12 protein-coding genes are annotated in these 18,577 nt (G+C 31.6%); 3 read left to right on the top strand and 9 right to left on the bottom strand.

From position 1 onward, the window contains the following. Positions 1 to 39: 39 nt before the first annotated feature. The 4 genes from Q0829_RS23935 to Q0829_RS23920 form a co-directional block, all read right to left on the bottom strand. Entirely contained in the window at positions 40 to 1,362 is a 1,323-nt protein-coding gene (locus tag Q0829_RS23935) for a DUF6734 family protein (RefSeq protein WP_298547721.1), read from the bottom strand. After that, positions 1,359 to 2,960: a vitamin K epoxide reductase family protein gene (locus tag Q0829_RS23930; RefSeq protein WP_298547719.1), complete on the bottom strand. Its 1,602-nt coding sequence runs from the start codon at positions 2,958 to 2,960 to the stop codon at positions 1,359 to 1,361. The genes Q0829_RS23935 and Q0829_RS23930 overlap by 4 nt, the downstream gene beginning before the upstream one ends. Then, positions 2,953 to 4,248 (bottom strand): TlpA disulfide reductase family protein, encoded by a 1,296-nt coding sequence (locus Q0829_RS23925; protein WP_298547718.1) that lies wholly within the window; start codon positions 4,246 to 4,248, stop codon positions 2,953 to 2,955. The genes Q0829_RS23930 and Q0829_RS23925 overlap by 8 nt, the downstream gene beginning before the upstream one ends. A gap of 137 nt (positions 4,249 to 4,385) precedes the next feature. Next, positions 4,386 to 4,580 (bottom strand): hypothetical protein, encoded by a 195-nt coding sequence (locus tag Q0829_RS23920; RefSeq protein WP_298547717.1) that lies wholly within the window; start codon positions 4,578 to 4,580, stop codon positions 4,386 to 4,388. A gap of 567 nt (positions 4,581 to 5,147) precedes the next feature. Between Q0829_RS23920 and Q0829_RS23915 the strand changes: the two genes are divergently transcribed. The 3 genes from Q0829_RS23915 (at position 5,148) to Q0829_RS23905 (ending at position 9,148) form a co-directional block, all read left to right on the top strand. Further along, complete coding sequence (locus tag Q0829_RS23915) at positions 5,148 to 5,378, top strand: hypothetical protein (protein ID WP_298547715.1); 231 nt, start codon at positions 5,148 to 5,150, stop codon at positions 5,376 to 5,378. A 193-nt stretch (positions 5,379 to 5,571) separates the two neighbouring features. Then, on the top strand, positions 5,572 to 7,776 hold the full coding sequence (locus Q0829_RS23910; protein WP_298547713.1) for a peptidase domain-containing ABC transporter: 2,205 nt from the start codon (positions 5,572 to 5,574) through the stop codon (positions 7,774 to 7,776). A gap of 73 nt (positions 7,777 to 7,849) precedes the next feature. Beyond that, complete coding sequence (locus Q0829_RS23905) at positions 7,850 to 9,148, top strand: HlyD family efflux transporter periplasmic adaptor subunit (RefSeq protein WP_298547712.1); 1,299 nt, start codon at positions 7,850 to 7,852, stop codon at positions 9,146 to 9,148. Positions 9,149 to 9,150: 2 nt separating this feature from the next. Here the strand turns inward: Q0829_RS23905 and Q0829_RS23900 are convergent, their stop codons facing one another. The 5 genes from Q0829_RS23900 to Q0829_RS23880 form a co-directional block, all read right to left on the bottom strand. Further along, positions 9,151 to 11,127 carry a tetratricopeptide repeat-containing sensor histidine kinase gene (locus Q0829_RS23900; RefSeq protein WP_298547711.1) on the bottom strand — a complete coding sequence of 659 codons (1,977 nt, stop codon included), beginning with the start codon at positions 11,125 to 11,127 and terminating at the stop codon, positions 9,151 to 9,153. A 203-nt stretch (positions 11,128 to 11,330) separates the two neighbouring features. Next, on the bottom strand, positions 11,331 to 13,199 hold the full coding sequence (locus Q0829_RS23895; protein WP_298547709.1) for a DUF885 family protein: 1,869 nt from the start codon (positions 13,197 to 13,199) through the stop codon (positions 11,331 to 11,333). A gap of 33 nt (positions 13,200 to 13,232) precedes the next feature. Continuing rightward, on the bottom strand, positions 13,233 to 15,134 hold the full coding sequence (locus tag Q0829_RS23890; RefSeq protein WP_298547707.1) for a CocE/NonD family hydrolase: 1,902 nt from the start codon (positions 15,132 to 15,134) through the stop codon (positions 13,233 to 13,235). Between the two features lie 180 nt (positions 15,135 to 15,314). After that, positions 15,315 to 17,687, bottom strand: coding sequence for a spondin domain-containing protein (locus Q0829_RS23885; RefSeq protein WP_298547705.1), 2,373 nt, complete (start codon positions 17,685 to 17,687; stop codon positions 15,315 to 15,317). Positions 17,688 to 17,901: 214 nt separating this feature from the next. Beyond that, on the bottom strand, positions 17,902 to 18,552 hold the full coding sequence (locus Q0829_RS23880; RefSeq protein ID WP_298547703.1) for a Crp/Fnr family transcriptional regulator: 651 nt from the start codon (positions 18,550 to 18,552) through the stop codon (positions 17,902 to 17,904). Between the last annotated feature and the right edge of the window lie 25 nt (positions 18,553 to 18,577).

The raw sequence follows: 18,577 nt of genomic DNA, 5'->3' as shown, positions 1-18,577 counted from the left end.
TCTTAAATAATTATTAATTTTTAGATACTTCTTATCTATTTAATTGTAAAGTGTTATAATCTTTAATTGAATATAATTTCTAATTCTACTTTTTATTAATCTATTAAAATCTCTAAATTCTTGATCATTATCCTTATCAATATACTCCATTAGTTTAGCAGTTAACTTACTAAATAGTATTGGGCGCTTATTATTAATCTCGAACATAATTATCTTATCAATTTCATCTAGGTCATACAAACAATTTTCCTCATTTAGTTCTTCTATCGATAATATGTCTTCATCGAGATTAAATTGTTCTATATTGATTAGCCAAAAATCTTTATTATTCGAAATTAAGCCATCATAATAAATGGGTAAACCTTCATTAAATAAATCTCTTGCTACTATAAATTCTTTTCGATTGGTAAAATTATTACCATGGATAAGATCGTTTCTAAAAATTAAACACATTGAATTAATTTTATCTTTCGATAAATTATTTACTTCTCTATCATTTCCATTGGCATTATTAATTATGTTCATTAAAATAGAGTAAGTTTCAGGATAATACTTCATTACATATATTTCCATAGCCTTACAAACTGAAGGGTTTCTTTTATATACTCCTAACAAATGTAAGTATGTCTTATCCGGAACTTTATTAAAATCTCCAAATCCTTTATAATTGTTGTCTTCTGATATTTCGTTAAACAAAAAATCTATCTCTATCTTTTTATTCATTGCTAATTCATAAAACAAAACCTGCTCAAAGAAAATATTAAAGTTAAAAGCATTTATTTCATTCCATATATGCTTATTCTTATTTACGAATTCAATGCTTTTAGAGGTATATTCATGAAAAAAAGAAATATCATGGCCTCCTACTATCCCCATATTACAAGCGTAATTATTCGAGCCATTATTATAATTTTCAATATCTGGTGAAATAAAATCAAGATTAGGTGCTATATTATTCCACATTTCTCCATAATATGCTGTAGTGACTTCTAAGTTCTGAGCTATCAAAGGAGATTTTTCAAATTTGGAATCAATACTTTCCCAAACAAAAACATCTCCATCGACATGAATAAAAGGGGATTTCTGTAATTGATAAGTCTTGATTTTACCTATTGCCCATAGATCTTTATGATAATCCAGATCGTCAAATACTACATGAACTTTTGTATAGGGAAGATTTAAGTAATCTATTAAAATCTTCTTACCAAAGGAATCGGTATATAGCTCCACATTCTTGTGGTATTTTGCCAACTGATAAGAACTTAATATCCAACCAATCCAATGATATTTTGAGGATAACCATCCATAACTAGAATTAAAATTATCTACCCCACCCGACCAAAAACTCTGAACTATTCTCATGCTTCTGTATATAAATCATTATCCTCAATAAGCTCTTCTATAAAGTAAATAAGCTCTTTTTGATCGTACTGCTTAGGAAATAAAAAATCATTCAGAATAACTGCTGGAGTATAATTTAATTTGTTTTTTTGAGCCCATAAATTTTGCTGCTTAAGAATTATTGATGTTTTTTCATTATCAACACCTGCACCATATAAATATTGCCACTTATCTATGTCCCTATTCTTAAACCATAATTCCATGGCTTTAAGGAATTCTTTTTCCCCTTCATTTAAATAAACATCTACTAACCTCTGATGGAGTTCCAATGATTCTTTATCTGCTTCTTCTAGACTAATATTAAACCTAATTTCAATACAAACATTATCTCTATAGATTTCCAAAATATTACAAATGGTTTTGTGCGCAGATTCACAAAATCCACAATAAGGATTCGTTAGAAGGGTAATTCTATGTTTCGCATTTTTATTACCAAAAAGTAATTCTTTTTCTAAAATAACATCAGTATCTAACTGTGTTGAATTTGACAACGCTATTTTAAACATAGAATAATTTCTTTTGAATCGATTAGCTTCAGCTATATCAGATTTTAAAGTATGGTTTTTTTTAAATATTTTTTTTGATATAACAGTAATTAAAGAAGCTAATAAAAACCCAAAGAAACACAGAGCTAAAGAGTCAAACTTAAAATTTAAACTAAACTCAGTGAAAAAATAGATTAGGAATAGTTGCACATACGTAATGAAGATAATAGTCAAGCAAACAGTACACCATTTTTTCTCTATAAATTTTTGGTAATAAATCGAAAACAACGTGATAGGAAAAGAGATCAATCCGATAATGAATACGATATTATAAAAATCAATAATACTTTGAGTAAGTGATAGTAAAAAAACACCTATAATCAAACTTGAAAAATAAATAAGGCTAAGACTACTAAAACTTACTTTTTCAAGTACCTTGAGTTTAGACGATTTGATAACCGATTCGCAGTCAGAATTACCTGTTAAATTGCAAACGGTCGATCCAAAATTTGTTTTTACCCCAATCTCTTGCAATATAGCTTCTATGGACATATAAACTCCTAAAAGAGAAATCAAAGTAAAAGCAACCAAAAGAGGAGAATAATTACTACTCAATATAACAGTTAAGTACATTCCTACTAAAATAACTATAGCTCCATAGAAGCTATAGTTTGTCATAGTTGATTTTTGAATATCATTCTTATCTTTATCTTCTTTAAATGCTATTAATACTATCTCTCCAAAAACTCTAATAAAATCTTCTTCACTTAATTTAATATTTTTATTTTCAGAGTATAATTCATATCGATTATTATTTCTTTCTATTAAAGCTAAATATGGATGTTTTCCATTCTCATCAACCACAGTTACAAATCTATCTGGTAAATTATCAAGATCATCTTTACTAACACGAACTACAATATTTTCTATTCTAAAAAAAGTTAGCGTATCCTTTATCGCCAATAATGAAGGATAATCAGGATGGGATTCTATCTGAAATTCAAATTCTCTTTGATCTATTATTATGCGTTCTTTTTTTAAATACTTAAATAGAAAGTTCAACTTTTTATTCATTGTCATTATTTTTTATAATTTTTTCTATCTCATTCAATGCCTCAGAACCAGTTCCTCTATATAATATTTTAGCATCATTAGCCAACAAAATATAAGTAGGAAAAACTTCTATTCTTAAGGAATTAAGTATTGAGTTAGGATTAAACTCTCTTTTGATAAAAGCTTGTCTCCAGTTTAATTTATTTTCATCAATATATTTTTTGATTAACTCGGTAGAATCGTCATACGCAATACCAATAACAGAAAGTTTTTCTTTATGTTTATTTGCTATTCCTTTAATTTTAGGTGTGTTTTTAACACAAGGAGGACACCAAGTACCCCAAAAGTTTAATAATATATACTTATCATCCTTATTCGAAAGAACACTGAATTTTGTTCCATCAAGATTTTCTAATTTATAATTAGCTAAAGTTTCCCCCTTTCTAAAACCATGAAATCTTTTAACTTTCAATTTTTTAAGAGCAATTTCATTGATTCCTAAATTAATTGTATCAATAGTAAATAGATTGTTAGATATACTTATCGTGTCCTTTACTCTGTATTCGAAATTCTTATTGTAGAAAAAATCATTACTACTAAACTCAATAGAATCAGGCCTAATTAATATTTGTAAATATTCCTTAGATAACCCTTGAAATGCAATTTCATATTTATAATTTTCAAGTGTAAAATTACCTTTCCAATAATCTTTTATCCTTCCTGTTATATGCAACTTCTTGTTTAAACTGCCCTGAAATAAAGATGCATATTGACTATTTGAAGAAGGATATAATATAATATCTCTGTTGTAGTTAGTTACCCCATCCTTATGAAGAATTTCATAATTATACTTTACTCTGGGCAACTTATTTAGAGCTTTTATATTTTTATCTGAATCTAAACGAAAATCTTTTTCAAAAGACAGTACCCTATCATTACCAAAGTTTTTATCGTTATCAGAATCTAAAATAACTATTTGCTTATTATTTTTAAATCCTGTAAACACTACGGCCTGATCATTTATTTTTCTTCCTGAAAATATTGAGGTATCCATTCCATAATGATGAATTTTCTCCTTAATATCACTATCGGCCAGATGTCCTTTACTGTATAGTTTATAAAAAAACAAAGGAATATCATAGTTATAATTGGCTATTAAACTTGTATCAACATTTGGAATTCCTTTATATAATTTAAGTTCTTCATAAAATTTCGGATACAATTCATAAAACGATTGAAAATGTAAGTCTGTAAAATTAGGATCGAACATAATATCATCTTCCGATGTTTTCTTTATGTCTATTTTCAAATCAGTATTACCGATTTGAATTTCTTTATCTGTGCAACTCATGGAAGACACAATCAAGAATATTAAAAATATACTTTTATTATTCATAACAGTTCTTAAATTAAAAAGGGGTAGTTGAACTACCCCTTTTTCTAGTTTTAATAACATAATACGGCTGGCCGTCCATTACAGGTCTGATTCATACAAGTACCCCACTGCCCAGAAGGTTTTTGACAAGATTTACCTACAAAATAGCAGGTATTTTGGCATGCTCCAAAACCACTTCCACCACTTATGGCTCTGATTTCATCTCTTTCTAGAGCTTTTCCAATCGTTTTTAAACTAATTTTCATAAATTAAAGATTAAATTATTTTACCTACTCTATTAAATAAAAGGCTTTTCGGTTTCCGCCTATTTAGTATAAAAATTGATTATTTAGAATTTTATAGCTTCCTATTAAGCACTAAAGAGGCATCATATTTAATTATGTCTGTAGTCCAATATTTGTTACTCCACCTTTGTGTTTTTAACTTTTTTTTAACAAAAAAATATTCACTATATATCTTCAGAACTATCTAAACTGGTACTTGGTAAATACAAAGATTAAAGGTTTAATAAATAGAATTGTAACGACAGTGACAATAGAGCTTTTTCAGATACGGCTTGGATGGAATTTATAAGCATAGCTTTAAACCATAACCTTTTACAGTTGAGTTTTTTTAAACACCTATAATCGATATATAAAATTAACCCAAGCTCACTATTACAAAAACAAAAAAGCAGGTAACATTTTTACTTTTAAAGACACTTATTAAAGACAAATGCTTATCATCAAAAAGGGATTGCCACGACAAAATTGAGTATTAGTTTTAAAAACTAGTCTAATTTTGTTTCAAAAAAATATAAATGGATTTCTTATTTGACACGTATAATTGGCTCTCAAAAAAATAAACTCCTCCGACAAGAACTTAAGGATTGGGATATTATTTTATTATATTCTTCAACAACCAAAACTATTAATCAACTATATCAAGAATTATGCGAAGATAGTTCGTTTCTAAAGAATACTAATAAAGAAGAATTTAATGGCAAACTCATTTTTTTAGTAATGGATAAAACACTACTACTTGAAATTCTTTGTATTACTTAATTCCAAATTTTTATACCATATCCAAAAAGTACAATTTTTTTAAACAAAATAATTCATCTTTCATGGGTAACAAATTACCCCAAATATGAACTCATGAATACGAATCATATAGGATCTGACTAAGTATATAGTATAATCAAAAAGAATTACTTTACTTTGTAGAAGATCTCATTACACAAAATTAAAACTCTGAATGCCAAAATTTCCTTTTTATAAACAAGCTGAATCTAAAGATTGCGGGCCCACTTGTATTAAAATCATAGCTAAACATTACGGAAAAGTACTGAATACGCAGAAGCTTAGATCTCTAAGTGAAACGACCCGAGAAGGTAGTTCTTTACTTGGATTAAGCGAAGCTGTAGAAAGCATAGGATTTAGATCGTTAGGTGTAAAACTATCTTTAAATCAGTTATTAGAAGTCCCACTGCCTTGCATCGTTCATTGGAACAAAGTACATTACGTGGTAGTTTATAAAATCAAGACCTCCAGAAAAGGTGCTATGACCATTTATGTATCAGATCCAGCTCATGGTTTGATTACTTATACTAAGGAAGAATTTATAAAAGCCTGGATCGGTAATAATGCGGATCAAACTACAGAAGAAGGTGTTGCATTATTGGTAGAACCTACACCAAAATTTTATAATGACAACCTAGATGAAAAAGATGAAGAATTTGGGTTTAAATTTATTTCTAAATACGTTTTTAAATACAAAAAGTTCATCTTTCAACTTATACTAGGTTTAACTGCTGGTAGTTTATTACAACTTATTACGCCATTCCTAACCCAAAGTATCGTTGATGTCGGTATAGAAAATGAAGATATTGATTTTGTATACCTTGTATTAATTGCGCAACTCTCATTGTTTATCGGACGAACATTAATCGATGTGTTGAGAAGCTGGATTTTATTACATTTAAGTACCAGGATCAATATCTCTTTAATATCTGATTTCTTTATTAAATTAATGAACCTGCCTATCTCCTACTTTGATGTAAAAATGACTGGAGATTTATTACAGCGAATTAATGACCACAAAAGAATCGAGCAAATACTTACCATGTCTTCACTAAATGTGTTGTTCTCGATGGTGAACCTAATCGTATTTAGTATCGTTCTTATCTACTATAGCTTCTCTATATTTACAGTATTTGCTATTGGTAGTGCGTTTTACTTTGCCTGGATTTTAATATTCTTCAAAAAACGTAAGAAGTTAGATTACAAGCGTTTTTCTCAAATCAGTGAAGAGCAAAGTAAGGTAATCGAACTCGTAAACGGTATGCAGGAAATAAAACTGCATAATGCCGAAAAAAGAAAACGATGGAATTGGGAGTTTGTACAGGCTAAACTTTTTAAAATATCAATAGAAAACCTCGCTTTAGAACAATATCAAAGCGTAGGTTCTGCTTTTATTAATGAACTAAAGAATATATTAATAACTGTACTTTCTGCTGTACTGGTAATTGATGGAGATATCACTTTGGGTATGATGTTAGCAATTACATCAATAGTTGGCCAACTAAATGCTCCTATAACACAACTAATTAATTTTCTTAGAGAGTTACAAGATGCCCAGATTTCTTTAGAACGTCTTGGAGAGATTCATAATAAAGAAGATGAAGAAAAGACAGGTGATGAAAAGCTTAAAGATATCCCAGAAAATTCTGGTTTTGATATCAAAAATCTTAGTTTTAGATATGTAGGATCTGACAAGCCTGTATTGCAAAATCTCGATTTATCAATTCCTGCTAACAAAATTACAGCAGTTGTTGGTGTCAGCGGTAGCGGAAAAACTACGCTTATGAAACTGTTGCTAAAGTTTTATGAGCCCGATGAAGGACAGATTTTTATTGGTTCTCATGATTTACAGAATGTATCGCAAAAAGCTTGGAGAGATCAATTTGGAGTAGTTATGCAAGAAGGGTATATCTTCAATGATACGATTGCTAATAACATTGCAGTAGGAGAAGACTATGTGGACAAGAAAAAATTAGCTCATGCAGTGGATGTCGCCAACATTAAGGAATTTGTTGAATCACTGCCTTTGTCTTATAACACAAAAATAGGAATGGAAGGCGTTGGACTTAGTACAGGTCAGAAACAACGATTGTTTATTGCTCGTGCGGTGTATAAAAATCCTAAATTCTTATTTTTCGATGAAGCTACATCTGCTCTGGATGCAAATAATGAAAAGGTAATCATGGAAAAATTAGATACCTTTTTTAAAGATAAAACCGTTATGGTAATAGCGCATCGATTAAGTACCGTTAAAAATGCTGATCAAATTGTAGTATTAGATAAAGGAGAAATTATAGAAGTCGGAAATCACGAATCGTTGATTAAAGAAAGAGGAAGTTATTATAATTTGGTTAAAAATCAATTAGAACTTGGTAAGTAGTAGTAAGTAGTGAAAATTAGATTATTTTATTGAAAACAAGCAGTAATTCATAATTCGTAATTACACAAAAAAAATGCCAGACAATTTAGACGATATACAATTAAGAAGCGAGGAAGTTCAGGAAATCTTAACTCGCGTACCACATTGGATGATTCGATGGGGAAACCTTTTAATATTAGTATTGATACTATTATTACTGTTTCTTTCTTGGATGCTTAAATACCCAGATACAATACCTGCAGAAGCCATTATAACAACAGAGGTTCCATTACAAAAAGAGCAAGCAAATGTTAGTGAAAAGATAGAGGCTATTTTAGTAAAAGAAGGCGATACAGTTCCAGAAGGAACTCCTCTAGCCATTCTTCGAAATACGGCAAACTACCTCGATGTATTTAGTCTTAAAAGAGTAATTGACACCATCACTCTTAATAATAGACAAATTGATTTTCCTTTTAATCAAATGCCACCAATACTGGCGCTAGGAGATATACAAACAAGTTATGCTACTTTCGAGAATAGTTATATAGAATATAGTTTAAATAGAGAATTAAAACCATTTTCTGATGAGAATATAGCTAATCAGATATCATTATCAGAACTGTATAGAAGGCAAGAAGGTATCTTAAGTCAGAAAAAAATTGAAGGAAGTGCATTAAACTTCAAGAAAAAAGATTTTGCAAGACAACAGGAGTTATATAATAAAGGTAGTATTTCTCAACAAGAATTTGAACAAGCAAAAATTGAGTACTTGCAGTTTGAGAATAACTACAAAAACTATGACACACAACTTTCTCAGATTAAGGAAAGTATTAGTAATGCTCAGAAGACATCAAAGGGTACAGAATTTAATCAACAAAGAGAAGAAATAAGTTTACGCAATAAGGTGATACAATCCTTTGATCAGTTAAAAAAAAGTATAAAAGACTGGGAATTAAGATACCTTCTACAGTCGGATATAGAAGGACGTGTTTCATTTTCTAATTATCGTTTCGAGAATGAAAATGTAACGGCTGGAGATATTGTTTTTGTTGTCGTCCCAATTCAGGAATCTTCTTCATATGTTGCTAAGATAAAAGCACCAACTCAAAATTCCGGGAAAATAAAATTAGGGCAAAAAGCCAATATTAAATTAGCAAACTTTCCAGATGATGAATTTGGAATGTTACAAGGAACGGTAAACTATATATCAATGTTACCAGATAAAGATGGATTATATCTGATCGATGTGAAGCTACCTAAGAAATTGATCACAACTTACAAGAAAGAAATCCCTTTTCAGCAAGAAATGAGAGGTTCTGTAGAAATTATCACGGAGGATTTAAGACTCATAGAAAGATTCTTTTACCAATTTAGGAGTTTAATGGATAAATAAAATTATGCAGCCTTAGGCAAGGAAATATAGAAAGTACTACCCTTTCCAAGGGTGCTTTCTACTTTTATTTCACCTTGATTAAGTTCTATTAATTCTTTACATATTCTAAGGCCAAGACCGGTGCCTGTTTCATTCTCCGTTCCATTAGTTGTAAATGTATCTTCTGCAAATAGTTTATTGAGATTAGATGGATCAATACCAACTCCAGTATCTTCAAAACAAATTTCGTAGTGATCTTCTTTTTCTCTTGATATCAAGGCAATAGAATCACCAGGATTACAAAACTTAATGGCATTGGCAATTAGGTTTTGAGCCACAATACCAAACATATCCTTATCTGCAAAAATCATTGTAGGATCCAGCTTATTAATCAATTTAATATCTTTTTTCTCAGCTTTAGGTTTAAAAAAAGTAAATTTATTACTGATTACTTCTGTAATATCAAAAGTAGTAGGTTGAGCATTTAGCTCTTTCATTTGTGATTTTGACCAGTTCAGTAAATTATTCAACAAAATAGAAGTTTGATGGGTTCTATTAGCTAATAATGGAACTATTTCTCTAAATTCTTCTGTAGAAATTACATCTTCTTTCATTAAATTTAGACTACCTTCTAGTCCGTGTATTTCATTTTTTAGATCATGAGAAATAATAGAAAATAATTTATTCTTAACCTGATTTGATTCGTTAAGCTCCTTTATATATCTCTTTCTCTCTTTTCTAGTTTTTATAAAAAGTATCATAAAAACTAATATGATTGCTATGACAGCTAAACTGATGAACGTAAATAGTCTATATCTGAATAATTCTTCTCTTGTCTTTTGTTCTCTTTTCTCTTGCTCATCAATTAACTTTAACTGCTTTAATTCTGCTTCATAACGAGACTTGGCATTTTCAACTTTTTGTGTAGTACTTTCATACATCCTCTTATCAGAAAGTTGTTGATATTCTTTCTGCCATTTAATGGCGTCTAGCAGGTTACCTCTTGTAGAATCCAGTTTAAAAGAATATTTATAGTTTTTTAATACCAACGATACTACATTAGCTTTAATAAGATCTTCTCTTGCTATTTTTAATAATTCCTCGGCTTTTTTGTAGTTACCTTCTTCTAAAGCAATAATCCCGAGTTGTTGTTTCGCATTTACTACAATTAGCTTGTAATTCGCTTGACTACCTGCACATAAAGTAGTATCATAATACTTTTTTGCAGCTTCGTATTCTTTACCATACATTGCTACCTTAGCCATAATGCTATATGATTGTGCTGTATGTCTTAAATCCTTTTCTTCTTTATTAATCTTTAGCGCTTCTGGTAAGAGTTTTTTTGCTTCCGAAAGCCTACCTTTCTCTGCATATAATAATGCTAGGTTATTCATCACTAGTCCAACTCCATTACTTTTTAGCTGTTTTATTAAGGTTATGGATTTTCGATAATATTTTTCAGAATTTGGTACATCTTTAAGCTCTTTATAAACAATTGCTAAATTATTATAGATTCCTGATAAACCAACACTATCATTTAATTGTTCTCGATATAATTTGGCCTCCATCAGATAATCTGCTGCTTTCTCCAGGTTTCCTCTGTTTTGTTCGATTACAAATTTATCATTACTAATAGTTGCCAATCCATCCGTATCATCAGCTTCTTTAAAGAAATGAATTGCATTTCTAAAGTTTTCATCAGACTCTATATATCTTTGATTCTCATTATATATGATTCCTTTTAATCTGTAGACTAAGGCAAGCCCTCTAACATACTTAATATCATCAGCCAACTGAATAAGTTCATCAGCCATAAATTCTGCTGTATCAAACTGATCTTCATCTACATATTTCTGTAAATTACCGACTGCAGTGTTAAACAAAATGGAGTCTTTTAATGTTCTTATTTCTGAAAGATCAACTCCTGATAGTTGGCTTTGAGAAAAGCCAAAGAAGTTCATCAAACAAAGAACTAATAATGTAAAGGCAGTTTTATTCATACGTTCTATTTTGAGGCTTAAAACAGATAAAAATCATAATTTATCCACAAAATACATAATTAAAACTAAATATTTATAATAAAGTAGTCTTATTCTTACTTTTATTTATAGGTTTACCGTAAATAGCTCTTAATTCTTGATACAAAAAAGCCTCTCAAGTAATGAAAGGCATATATTTATTACTAATTAAAAAAACGCTATTATTAAGAGCTTTCTTCTATTTTAGAAGAATTACTTTTTAATTCTATCCATTCATTCACTAAGTCTTCTAAAACAGTAAGTGGCACTGCTCCATTCGTTAAAATAACCTCATGAAACTCCCTTATATCAAATAACTCATTCCCAAGCTTTGATCTGGATGCTTCTCTTAATTCCAGGATCTTATTCATTCCTATTTTATACGCTGTAGCCTGACCTGGCATAACGATGTGTCTCTCTACCATTTTTATAGCATCACTTTCTGCATTTGGCGTATTATCTGTGTAATATTTAATCCCTTCTTCTCTTGTCCATTTCTTAGCATGTATACCAGTATCAACTACTAACCTGCACGCTCTCCATAATTCCATCGCTAATCTCCCAAAATCCGAATAAGGGTTGTTATACAGTCCTATTTCTTTTGGTAAAAACTCATTATACAATCCCCATCCTTCAACATAAGCTGTATATCCACCAAATTTTCTAAACTTAGGAACGTCTTTCAATTCCTGGGCAATGGAAATCTGCATATGATGTCCAGGAATCCCTTCGTGATATGCCAAAGCTTCCATTTGATATTTTGGCATCGCTTCCATATCATACAAATTTGCATAATAAGTTCCAGGTCTGGAGCCATCCGGTGTTCCTCTTTGATAAAAAGCTTTTCCTGCGCTTTTTTCTCGGAAAGGTTCTACGGCTTTCACCACAATATCCGCCTTTGGTTTTGTAATAAAAAGTTCATCCATCCTGGATTTCATATTATCTATTAATCCTACGGCTCTTTTTAGATATGCAGCCTTACCTTCTTCATCATTGTTATAATAAAACCTTTCATCTTCCTTCATAAACTTAAAGAAATCTTGTAATGTCCCTTCATATTTAAGCTCTGTCATGATGTCCTTCATTTCTTTATGAATTCTAGCAACCTCATCCAGTCCTAATTGATGAATTTCTTCTGCGGATATTCCCGTTGTGGTAGTACGCTTTAAAGCATTATTATAAAATGTATTCCCTTTCGGGAATTTCCAAGCACCATCATCTACTGTTGCTCTTTGTTGTTGATCCTCCAGTATTTCGATTAATTTATCATATCCCGGTTTTACAGCTTCCTGTAGTGCGGTTTCAGCTTTAGAAACCAATACCTTTTTCTCATCATCCGGAAGTTCTAACTTTTCTACTTTGCTTTTAAAATCGGATAATAATGTACTCTCATTGTTTGATTGGTCAAAAGGTTTTCCTGTTATTAAATTTCTGCTATCATTGAGGACTTTGGCAAAAACAAACTTAGGAGGAACAATACCATTCTTTTCTCTGATTTTTATATTTCCTACCAATTGACTAAACAACTCATTCACCCCTTCTAGCCTTGAAACATAAGCCTCAGCATCACTTTTGTTTTCAATACGATGCATATTTATCAAAAATGCCGGAATCTCTGCCTGCATTCCGTGCATTTGATTTACAGGGTAATTATAAAAACGATATTGAAAATCTTCTATGGTATTTTCTAAATCCATTTTCATTAGCCTAAAACTTAATAAAGTAGCTTTATCAAGCTTAGAAACATTCACCGAATCTTTTAGGTACCTAAGCTGTTTTTTTGCTTTTTCCAAGTCTTGAACTTCTTTTTTAGATGAAATATCATCCCATTTACCATAGTCTTCTGTCTTAATTCCTAAATAGGTTTGCATCATAGGAGAGTCATCAACTTCTTCCTGAAACTGGTTTTCAAACCAATCATTAAGTTTTTTAGAATGTACTTCTATTTGTTTTTTATTAGAGATAATAATTTCGCTTTTTTCATTCTCATTTTTACAACTAAAAAATATAAGTAGAGAGAAAATAAACACGATGCTTAATCTTACATTATTCATCTTTTTCAGGGTATTAAGGTTCGTAAGTTTAGTTTATTTCAAAACGGAAATTTCTATTGATGAATCATCAAATACTTTATGGGTCTGCTTTGTAAAATCAGATGCTTTTGCTTTAAAAATATTTGGAACAAATGTTTGCGGATTTAAATCTATATATGGAAACCAAGTACTCTGTACCTGAATTTGCAGTTTATGTCCTTTCATAAAAGTATGGTGTACATCCTGAAGTTTAATAGTTACTTCTGTTTTCTGATTTGGCACAAATGGTTCTGGCTTGCTGAAACTGTTTCTAAATCTCCCTCTTAGCACTTCACTCCGAACCATCATATGATAATTAGACATTTTTAGATATGCTTGAGTTTCTTCTGTATCTTCTGCATCAGGAGGGTATACATCCACTATTTTTACTATCCAATCAGCAGCTGTTCCAGTAGTAGCAACTTTTAATTTTGCCAAAACTTCGCCAGAAAGTGTCATATCTTCTGTAAGCACAGGAGTTTCATACACTAATACATCCGGACGTCTTGCAGCAAAACGCTGATCATCAGTCATGTACTTTCTTGGTGTAAATACCATTTTTATATCTTCTGAATAAGGAACAGGTTTTTTAGGATCACTAATAAATTCTGAAAACCCTTTCCCTGCACTTTCTGTTAAATCATCCCCTGACAAATACATTGTTCTCTTTTCTGTATTTTTTGGTGGCCAACTATCATAGGTATTCCATTCCTTTTTTCCTGTGTCAAAAATCTGAATTTCTGAAAGTCCTGTATTCTTTTCTCCATTTCCTTTTAGAAAATGATTAAAGAATTTTGATTCTATATTCTTTTGGAAATTTAGAGAAATATCATCTCCAAAATATACGTTCCCAATAGCCTGACGTTTTTTATTTCTTGCCCAATCTCCATGACTCCAAGGTCCAAAGACCATGATATTATAATTCTCACTATTGTTTTCTATTTTCTCATACGTTTCGAAAGGTCCATACAAGTCCTCTGCATCAAACAACCCTCCTACTACCATCACAGCTGGTTTAATATCTTTAAGGTGCTGTATGATTCCTCTTTTTTGCCAAAAGTCATCATAATTAGGATGTTCTTTTAATTGCGTCCAGAAAACATTATCTTCTTTATAATATTGATCTAACGTACTCAGCGGACCAGCATCTAAGAAAAATTGATATTGATCTTTAGTTTTTAATTCTGGAAACGTATACCAACTTTCTTTTACTGGTTCTGTTTTTTCATACCCAAATACTGCTGTGGCTCTCCAATAACTCAATAAATATGCTCCATTGTGATGAAAATCATCAAAAAAGAAATCTCCAATACAGGCTTGCGGAGAAACTGCTTTTAATGCAGGATGCGAATCTAACAAAGAATAGGTAGCATAAAAACCTGGGTACGAAATACCCCAAATCCCTACTTTTCCATTAGTATTTTCTACATTGTTTACTAGCCATTCGATGGTATCATAGGTATCACTTGCCTCATCAAACTGTTTGTCTTTTTTATTAGGAATATATGCTCGCATATTATCATATACTCCTTCACTCATCCATCTTCCTCGTACATCTTGATATACTATAATATTACCTTCTTTCATCAAAAATTCATTAGGGCCAATTTTAGATCGAAATTCGCCTTCTCCATAAGGGCGAGAACTATAAGGAGTTCTTTGCATTAAGATGGGATACTCTTTACTGGTATCCTTAGGAGAATAAATTGTGGTATGGAGTTTAGTTCCATCTCTCATTACAATATCTACTTCCTGTTTAGAATAATAATCTTTTACTTCATAAGCATTCTTTTCTTCGGTTCCTTCATCTGTTTTTTGAACCTCCGCTTTTATAGGGGTTTCTTCTTTTTTAGCACAGGAAGTAACAAAAATCATAAAGCTAAAAAGAGATAATACTAGTATTCTAATTGATCGCATTTGTTTGAGTTTAGTTGAATGCTGAAGATAAAAAAATGGAATGCTGACACGCTTCCTTTTAAGGAGATTTTAACAATCTTCCCCAGGTATCTTACTAAAAACAAATGAACCTTCAGCGTAAACTGAAGGTCCATTGATGCTAAGAACTTATATACCCAAATCTATTAAGTTCTCAGTTACTTATTGCGGCAAAATATTAATCTCTATGATATTGTATCCTCCTCTAGAATCTCCAGACCAGGTTACACCAGGAGGACTACTGATTATTCCTTTTCCAAATTGCACGTCTTCTAAATCGGATACTCTTCTGATAACAGTATTCCCATCTGCACTTCCAGTATTTGGTCCTGATTGGTTCATTACTTGATCCATTCCGAATCCTACAGGTTGGTCTTCTTCTGTACCTGCATCATACAGATAGGTTTTAGTACTTAGATCTGTACCTGAGTATGGAGTAGTTCCATCTTCTCCGAATAATGGTAATCCTGCATTATTATAGCTTACTACCCAATCATTTGACTTTACAAACATAGTTCCGAAACCGAACTTATAATCTTGACCTCTTGGCACTTCGATAGTAAAAGTTTGGGATCCACCAGGCATAATCGGACCTGATTCATTACTTAGTGATACAGGAATTCCAAAATCTTTTAGGTAATTATAGGCTATTGATCTATCACCATCCTCGGCAATTTCTTCTAAACCATTTGCTGCTTTAGTTTCTTCTCCTTGGGTAAACCATGGATCTCTATCCGTATTAAAAGCATAAATAAAAGCTGGCGAAAAAGGTGTTAATGATGATGATAAACGTAACGGAGTTCCTTGAGATCCTGTTTCAGTAAACCAGTCGTATAAAACTCCTGGCATACCATCTTCTGCAATACCTTCTAAACCAACACCTCTATCTTCTTCTCCAATAGTAAATAATGGCTCTCCTTGTGCGTGTAATACAACAATCCCTGGAGTGATTACAAACCCATTGGTTGAACTTGGTGCCATACCCGCATTAGGAGCATTAATTGCTGTAATGGTTAAGGTAAATGTTCCCGCAGAATTTCCATCCCCATTAGCATAATCTAATATTGCGGTCATATAAATATCTCCAGTACCTCTGCCGTCTACTAAACGAACTAATGGATTCGCATCTGCAGGACCGACATTAGCTCCTGCCGGTGGAAAAGTAGCTGGATCATTATCCGCTTCTGTTCCTAGGTCATATAATGAAAGTTGACTAGCAATATCTACACCATTAAGCGCTTGACCATTAGGGAATAAATCTATTCCATCAAGATCTGTAGGCGCTAAGAACCAGTCATTACTATTCCCCATCATCGTAACTGGAGTAAACTTCGTACCTTGAACGGCTTTAAAAGACACTTCATATTGAGCGCCATTTGTTGTTAATGGTCCAGGAGTGGCTGCTCCAACTGGAGTAGTAAATGTATGTACATTTAAGTAATTAATTGTATTGCTAATTGTCACCGAAAAAGTAGTTGTTTCGATAGGTGTTGCATTTCCTAATCCGAAAGTTGGGTTAATGGTCTCATTCCAATCAGTTGCTGCATCTCCTTCTCCATCATACGCTATACTGTAGCTAGGCAATCTTACTTCTGGTACAAAATCTCCAGCGGTCCAAATTCCTGCAGTCACTGCTACATTCTCTCTGGCACTTCCTGCAGATCCCCATTGTACAAAGTCCATAATTGCATCAGCACTTGTAAACGAGTTGTTCGCATATAATCCCAACCCTTCGCTATTGGTTAGTTCATCCCAATTTACAACTAAAAATTCACCTGGATCTAAATTAGCATCTCCGCTAGTGATGGTAGCGTTTTGCATCTGAACATATTGTCCAGGTCCCAAACATAACCAGTATGTTGAAATATCTACTGCAACTGTTCCATTGTTCCATAATTCAATTAATTTATCCTCTCCATAATTCACTTCATTAATAACTATAGAACGTACACTGTTATCTGGCATCGTCAATACGTTTTCTGCCCCGAAAGTCACCGTTGTTGTTTCGGCCCAATTTGCTGCTCCATTTCCGTCTCCATCAAATACAATACTATTATCAGTGCTAGTTATTGTAGGTACGAACTCTCCAGCGGTCCATATACCAGCAGCAACGGCGATATTTTCTCTTGCGCTTCCTCCTGCTCCATATTGAACAAAATCGACCATGGCATCGGCATCCGTAAAAGCATTAGAAGAATATAATCCTAAACCTCCTGAATTATCCGGTAAATCATATGATAATACCAAATATCCTCCTGCGGGAGTCACAACACTGCCACTCTCTGGTGTTAGATCACCTATTCTTTCATAAGTTCCTGGTCCTAAACATAACCAGTAATCACTTAAATCAGCTTCCTGATTTCCTTTGTTAAAGATTTCTATCAAGTCTGTTCCTTGATATCTAACTTCGTTAAAAACTACCTGATTAATTACTTCATCAGTTCCTCCATCTGGCGGTATTACTATATCATCATCTTCACTACATGAGATAAAAGTAAACAGTCCAATAATTAAATAAATAAAATTGTTTTTCATGATTTATACATTTTTTTTGTTCATCAATATGAAGCAAATATATAAGCTCATAAAGGTGAAAAACGGTGATAAAAGTCACTCTAAAACGTTAAAAAAATGTTATTTAAATATCTGAAAATCAATAAATTAAAATGTTTTATTCAAAAAAAAATAGCAGCAGAAAAACATCGCACATGTGCGATGTTTTTCTGCTGCTATTTTTTTTAAAAACGTGTTAGTTCTGACAATAAATTCCTCTTGTCAATTCTATATGTCGTTTATGCTGAACTAATACATTAGAGGCTTGTAATTTTTTCGTTATTCTGGAGACAACTTCTCTAGATGTACCTAAATCCGATGCTATTTCTTTATGAGACATCTGGATCATATTACAATTTTGAAGCTTTGCTTTTTCATCCAGATAATTTATAAGCCTTTCTTCTATTTTATAACATACTACTTGTTTCGTTGTATTTAATAAATCTTCGTAATTACGCTGAAAATCTTTTAAAATAATTTGGGTAAATGAAGGATACTTTACAAACCATTCTTTTACTTTATTAATGGGTAAACACAATACTGTTGTATCTTCTTCTGCTTTTGCTGAGAAGCGCACCGCTTTCTGATTAAACAAATGATTAAAACTGAGAATGCAGCAATGATTGGGATGTATATAATATAGAAGAAATTCTACTTCATCTTCTTCTGCATACATTTTTATCAAACCATCTAAAATGATCGGTAAAAAACTTAAGTAACTTCCTTGTCTTACAACATATTCGCCTTTTGCTATATTCTTAAAATCTCCAAAAGACATCATTTCATCTTTCAGCTCATTTTCGATAAACGGGAAACATTGGGATAAGTCGATTTTTTCCATGGACATGTTAGTTACTTTTTAATTAGGAATA

Source organism: uncultured Aquimarina sp., assembly GCF_947492405.1.
GTDB lineage: Bacteria > Bacteroidota > Bacteroidia > Flavobacteriales > Flavobacteriaceae > Aquimarina.
Note: the sequence above shows the minus strand (reverse complement) of the source record. Positions and strands in the feature narration are given on the sequence as shown.

Coding starts and splice junctions, on each gene's coding strand:
- Q0829_RS23880 (WP_298547703.1), bottom strand. CDS start 18,552: ATGTCCATGGAAAAAATCGACTTATCCCAATGTTTCCCGTTTATCGAA.
- Q0829_RS23910 (WP_298547713.1), top strand. CDS start 5,572: ATGCCAAAATTTCCTTTTTATAAACAAGCTGAATCTAAAGATTGCGGG.
- Q0829_RS23930 (WP_298547719.1), bottom strand. CDS start 2,960: ATGAATAAAAAGTTGAACTTTCTATTTAAGTATTTAAAAAAAGAACGC.
- Q0829_RS23895 (WP_298547709.1), bottom strand. CDS start 13,199: ATGAATAATGTAAGATTAAGCATCGTGTTTATTTTCTCTCTACTTATA.
- Q0829_RS23920 (WP_298547717.1), bottom strand. CDS start 4,580: ATGAAAATTAGTTTAAAAACGATTGGAAAAGCTCTAGAAAGAGATGAA.
- Q0829_RS23885 (WP_298547705.1), bottom strand. CDS start 17,687: ATGAAAAACAATTTTATTTATTTAATTATTGGACTGTTTACTTTTATC.
- Q0829_RS23905 (WP_298547712.1), top strand. CDS start 7,850: ATGCCAGACAATTTAGACGATATACAATTAAGAAGCGAGGAAGTTCAG.
- Q0829_RS23890 (WP_298547707.1), bottom strand. CDS start 15,134: ATGCGATCAATTAGAATACTAGTATTATCTCTTTTTAGCTTTATGATT.
- Q0829_RS23900 (WP_298547711.1), bottom strand. CDS start 11,127: ATGAATAAAACTGCCTTTACATTATTAGTTCTTTGTTTGATGAACTTC.
- Q0829_RS23935 (WP_298547721.1), bottom strand. CDS start 1,362: ATGAGAATAGTTCAGAGTTTTTGGTCGGGTGGGGTAGATAATTTTAAT.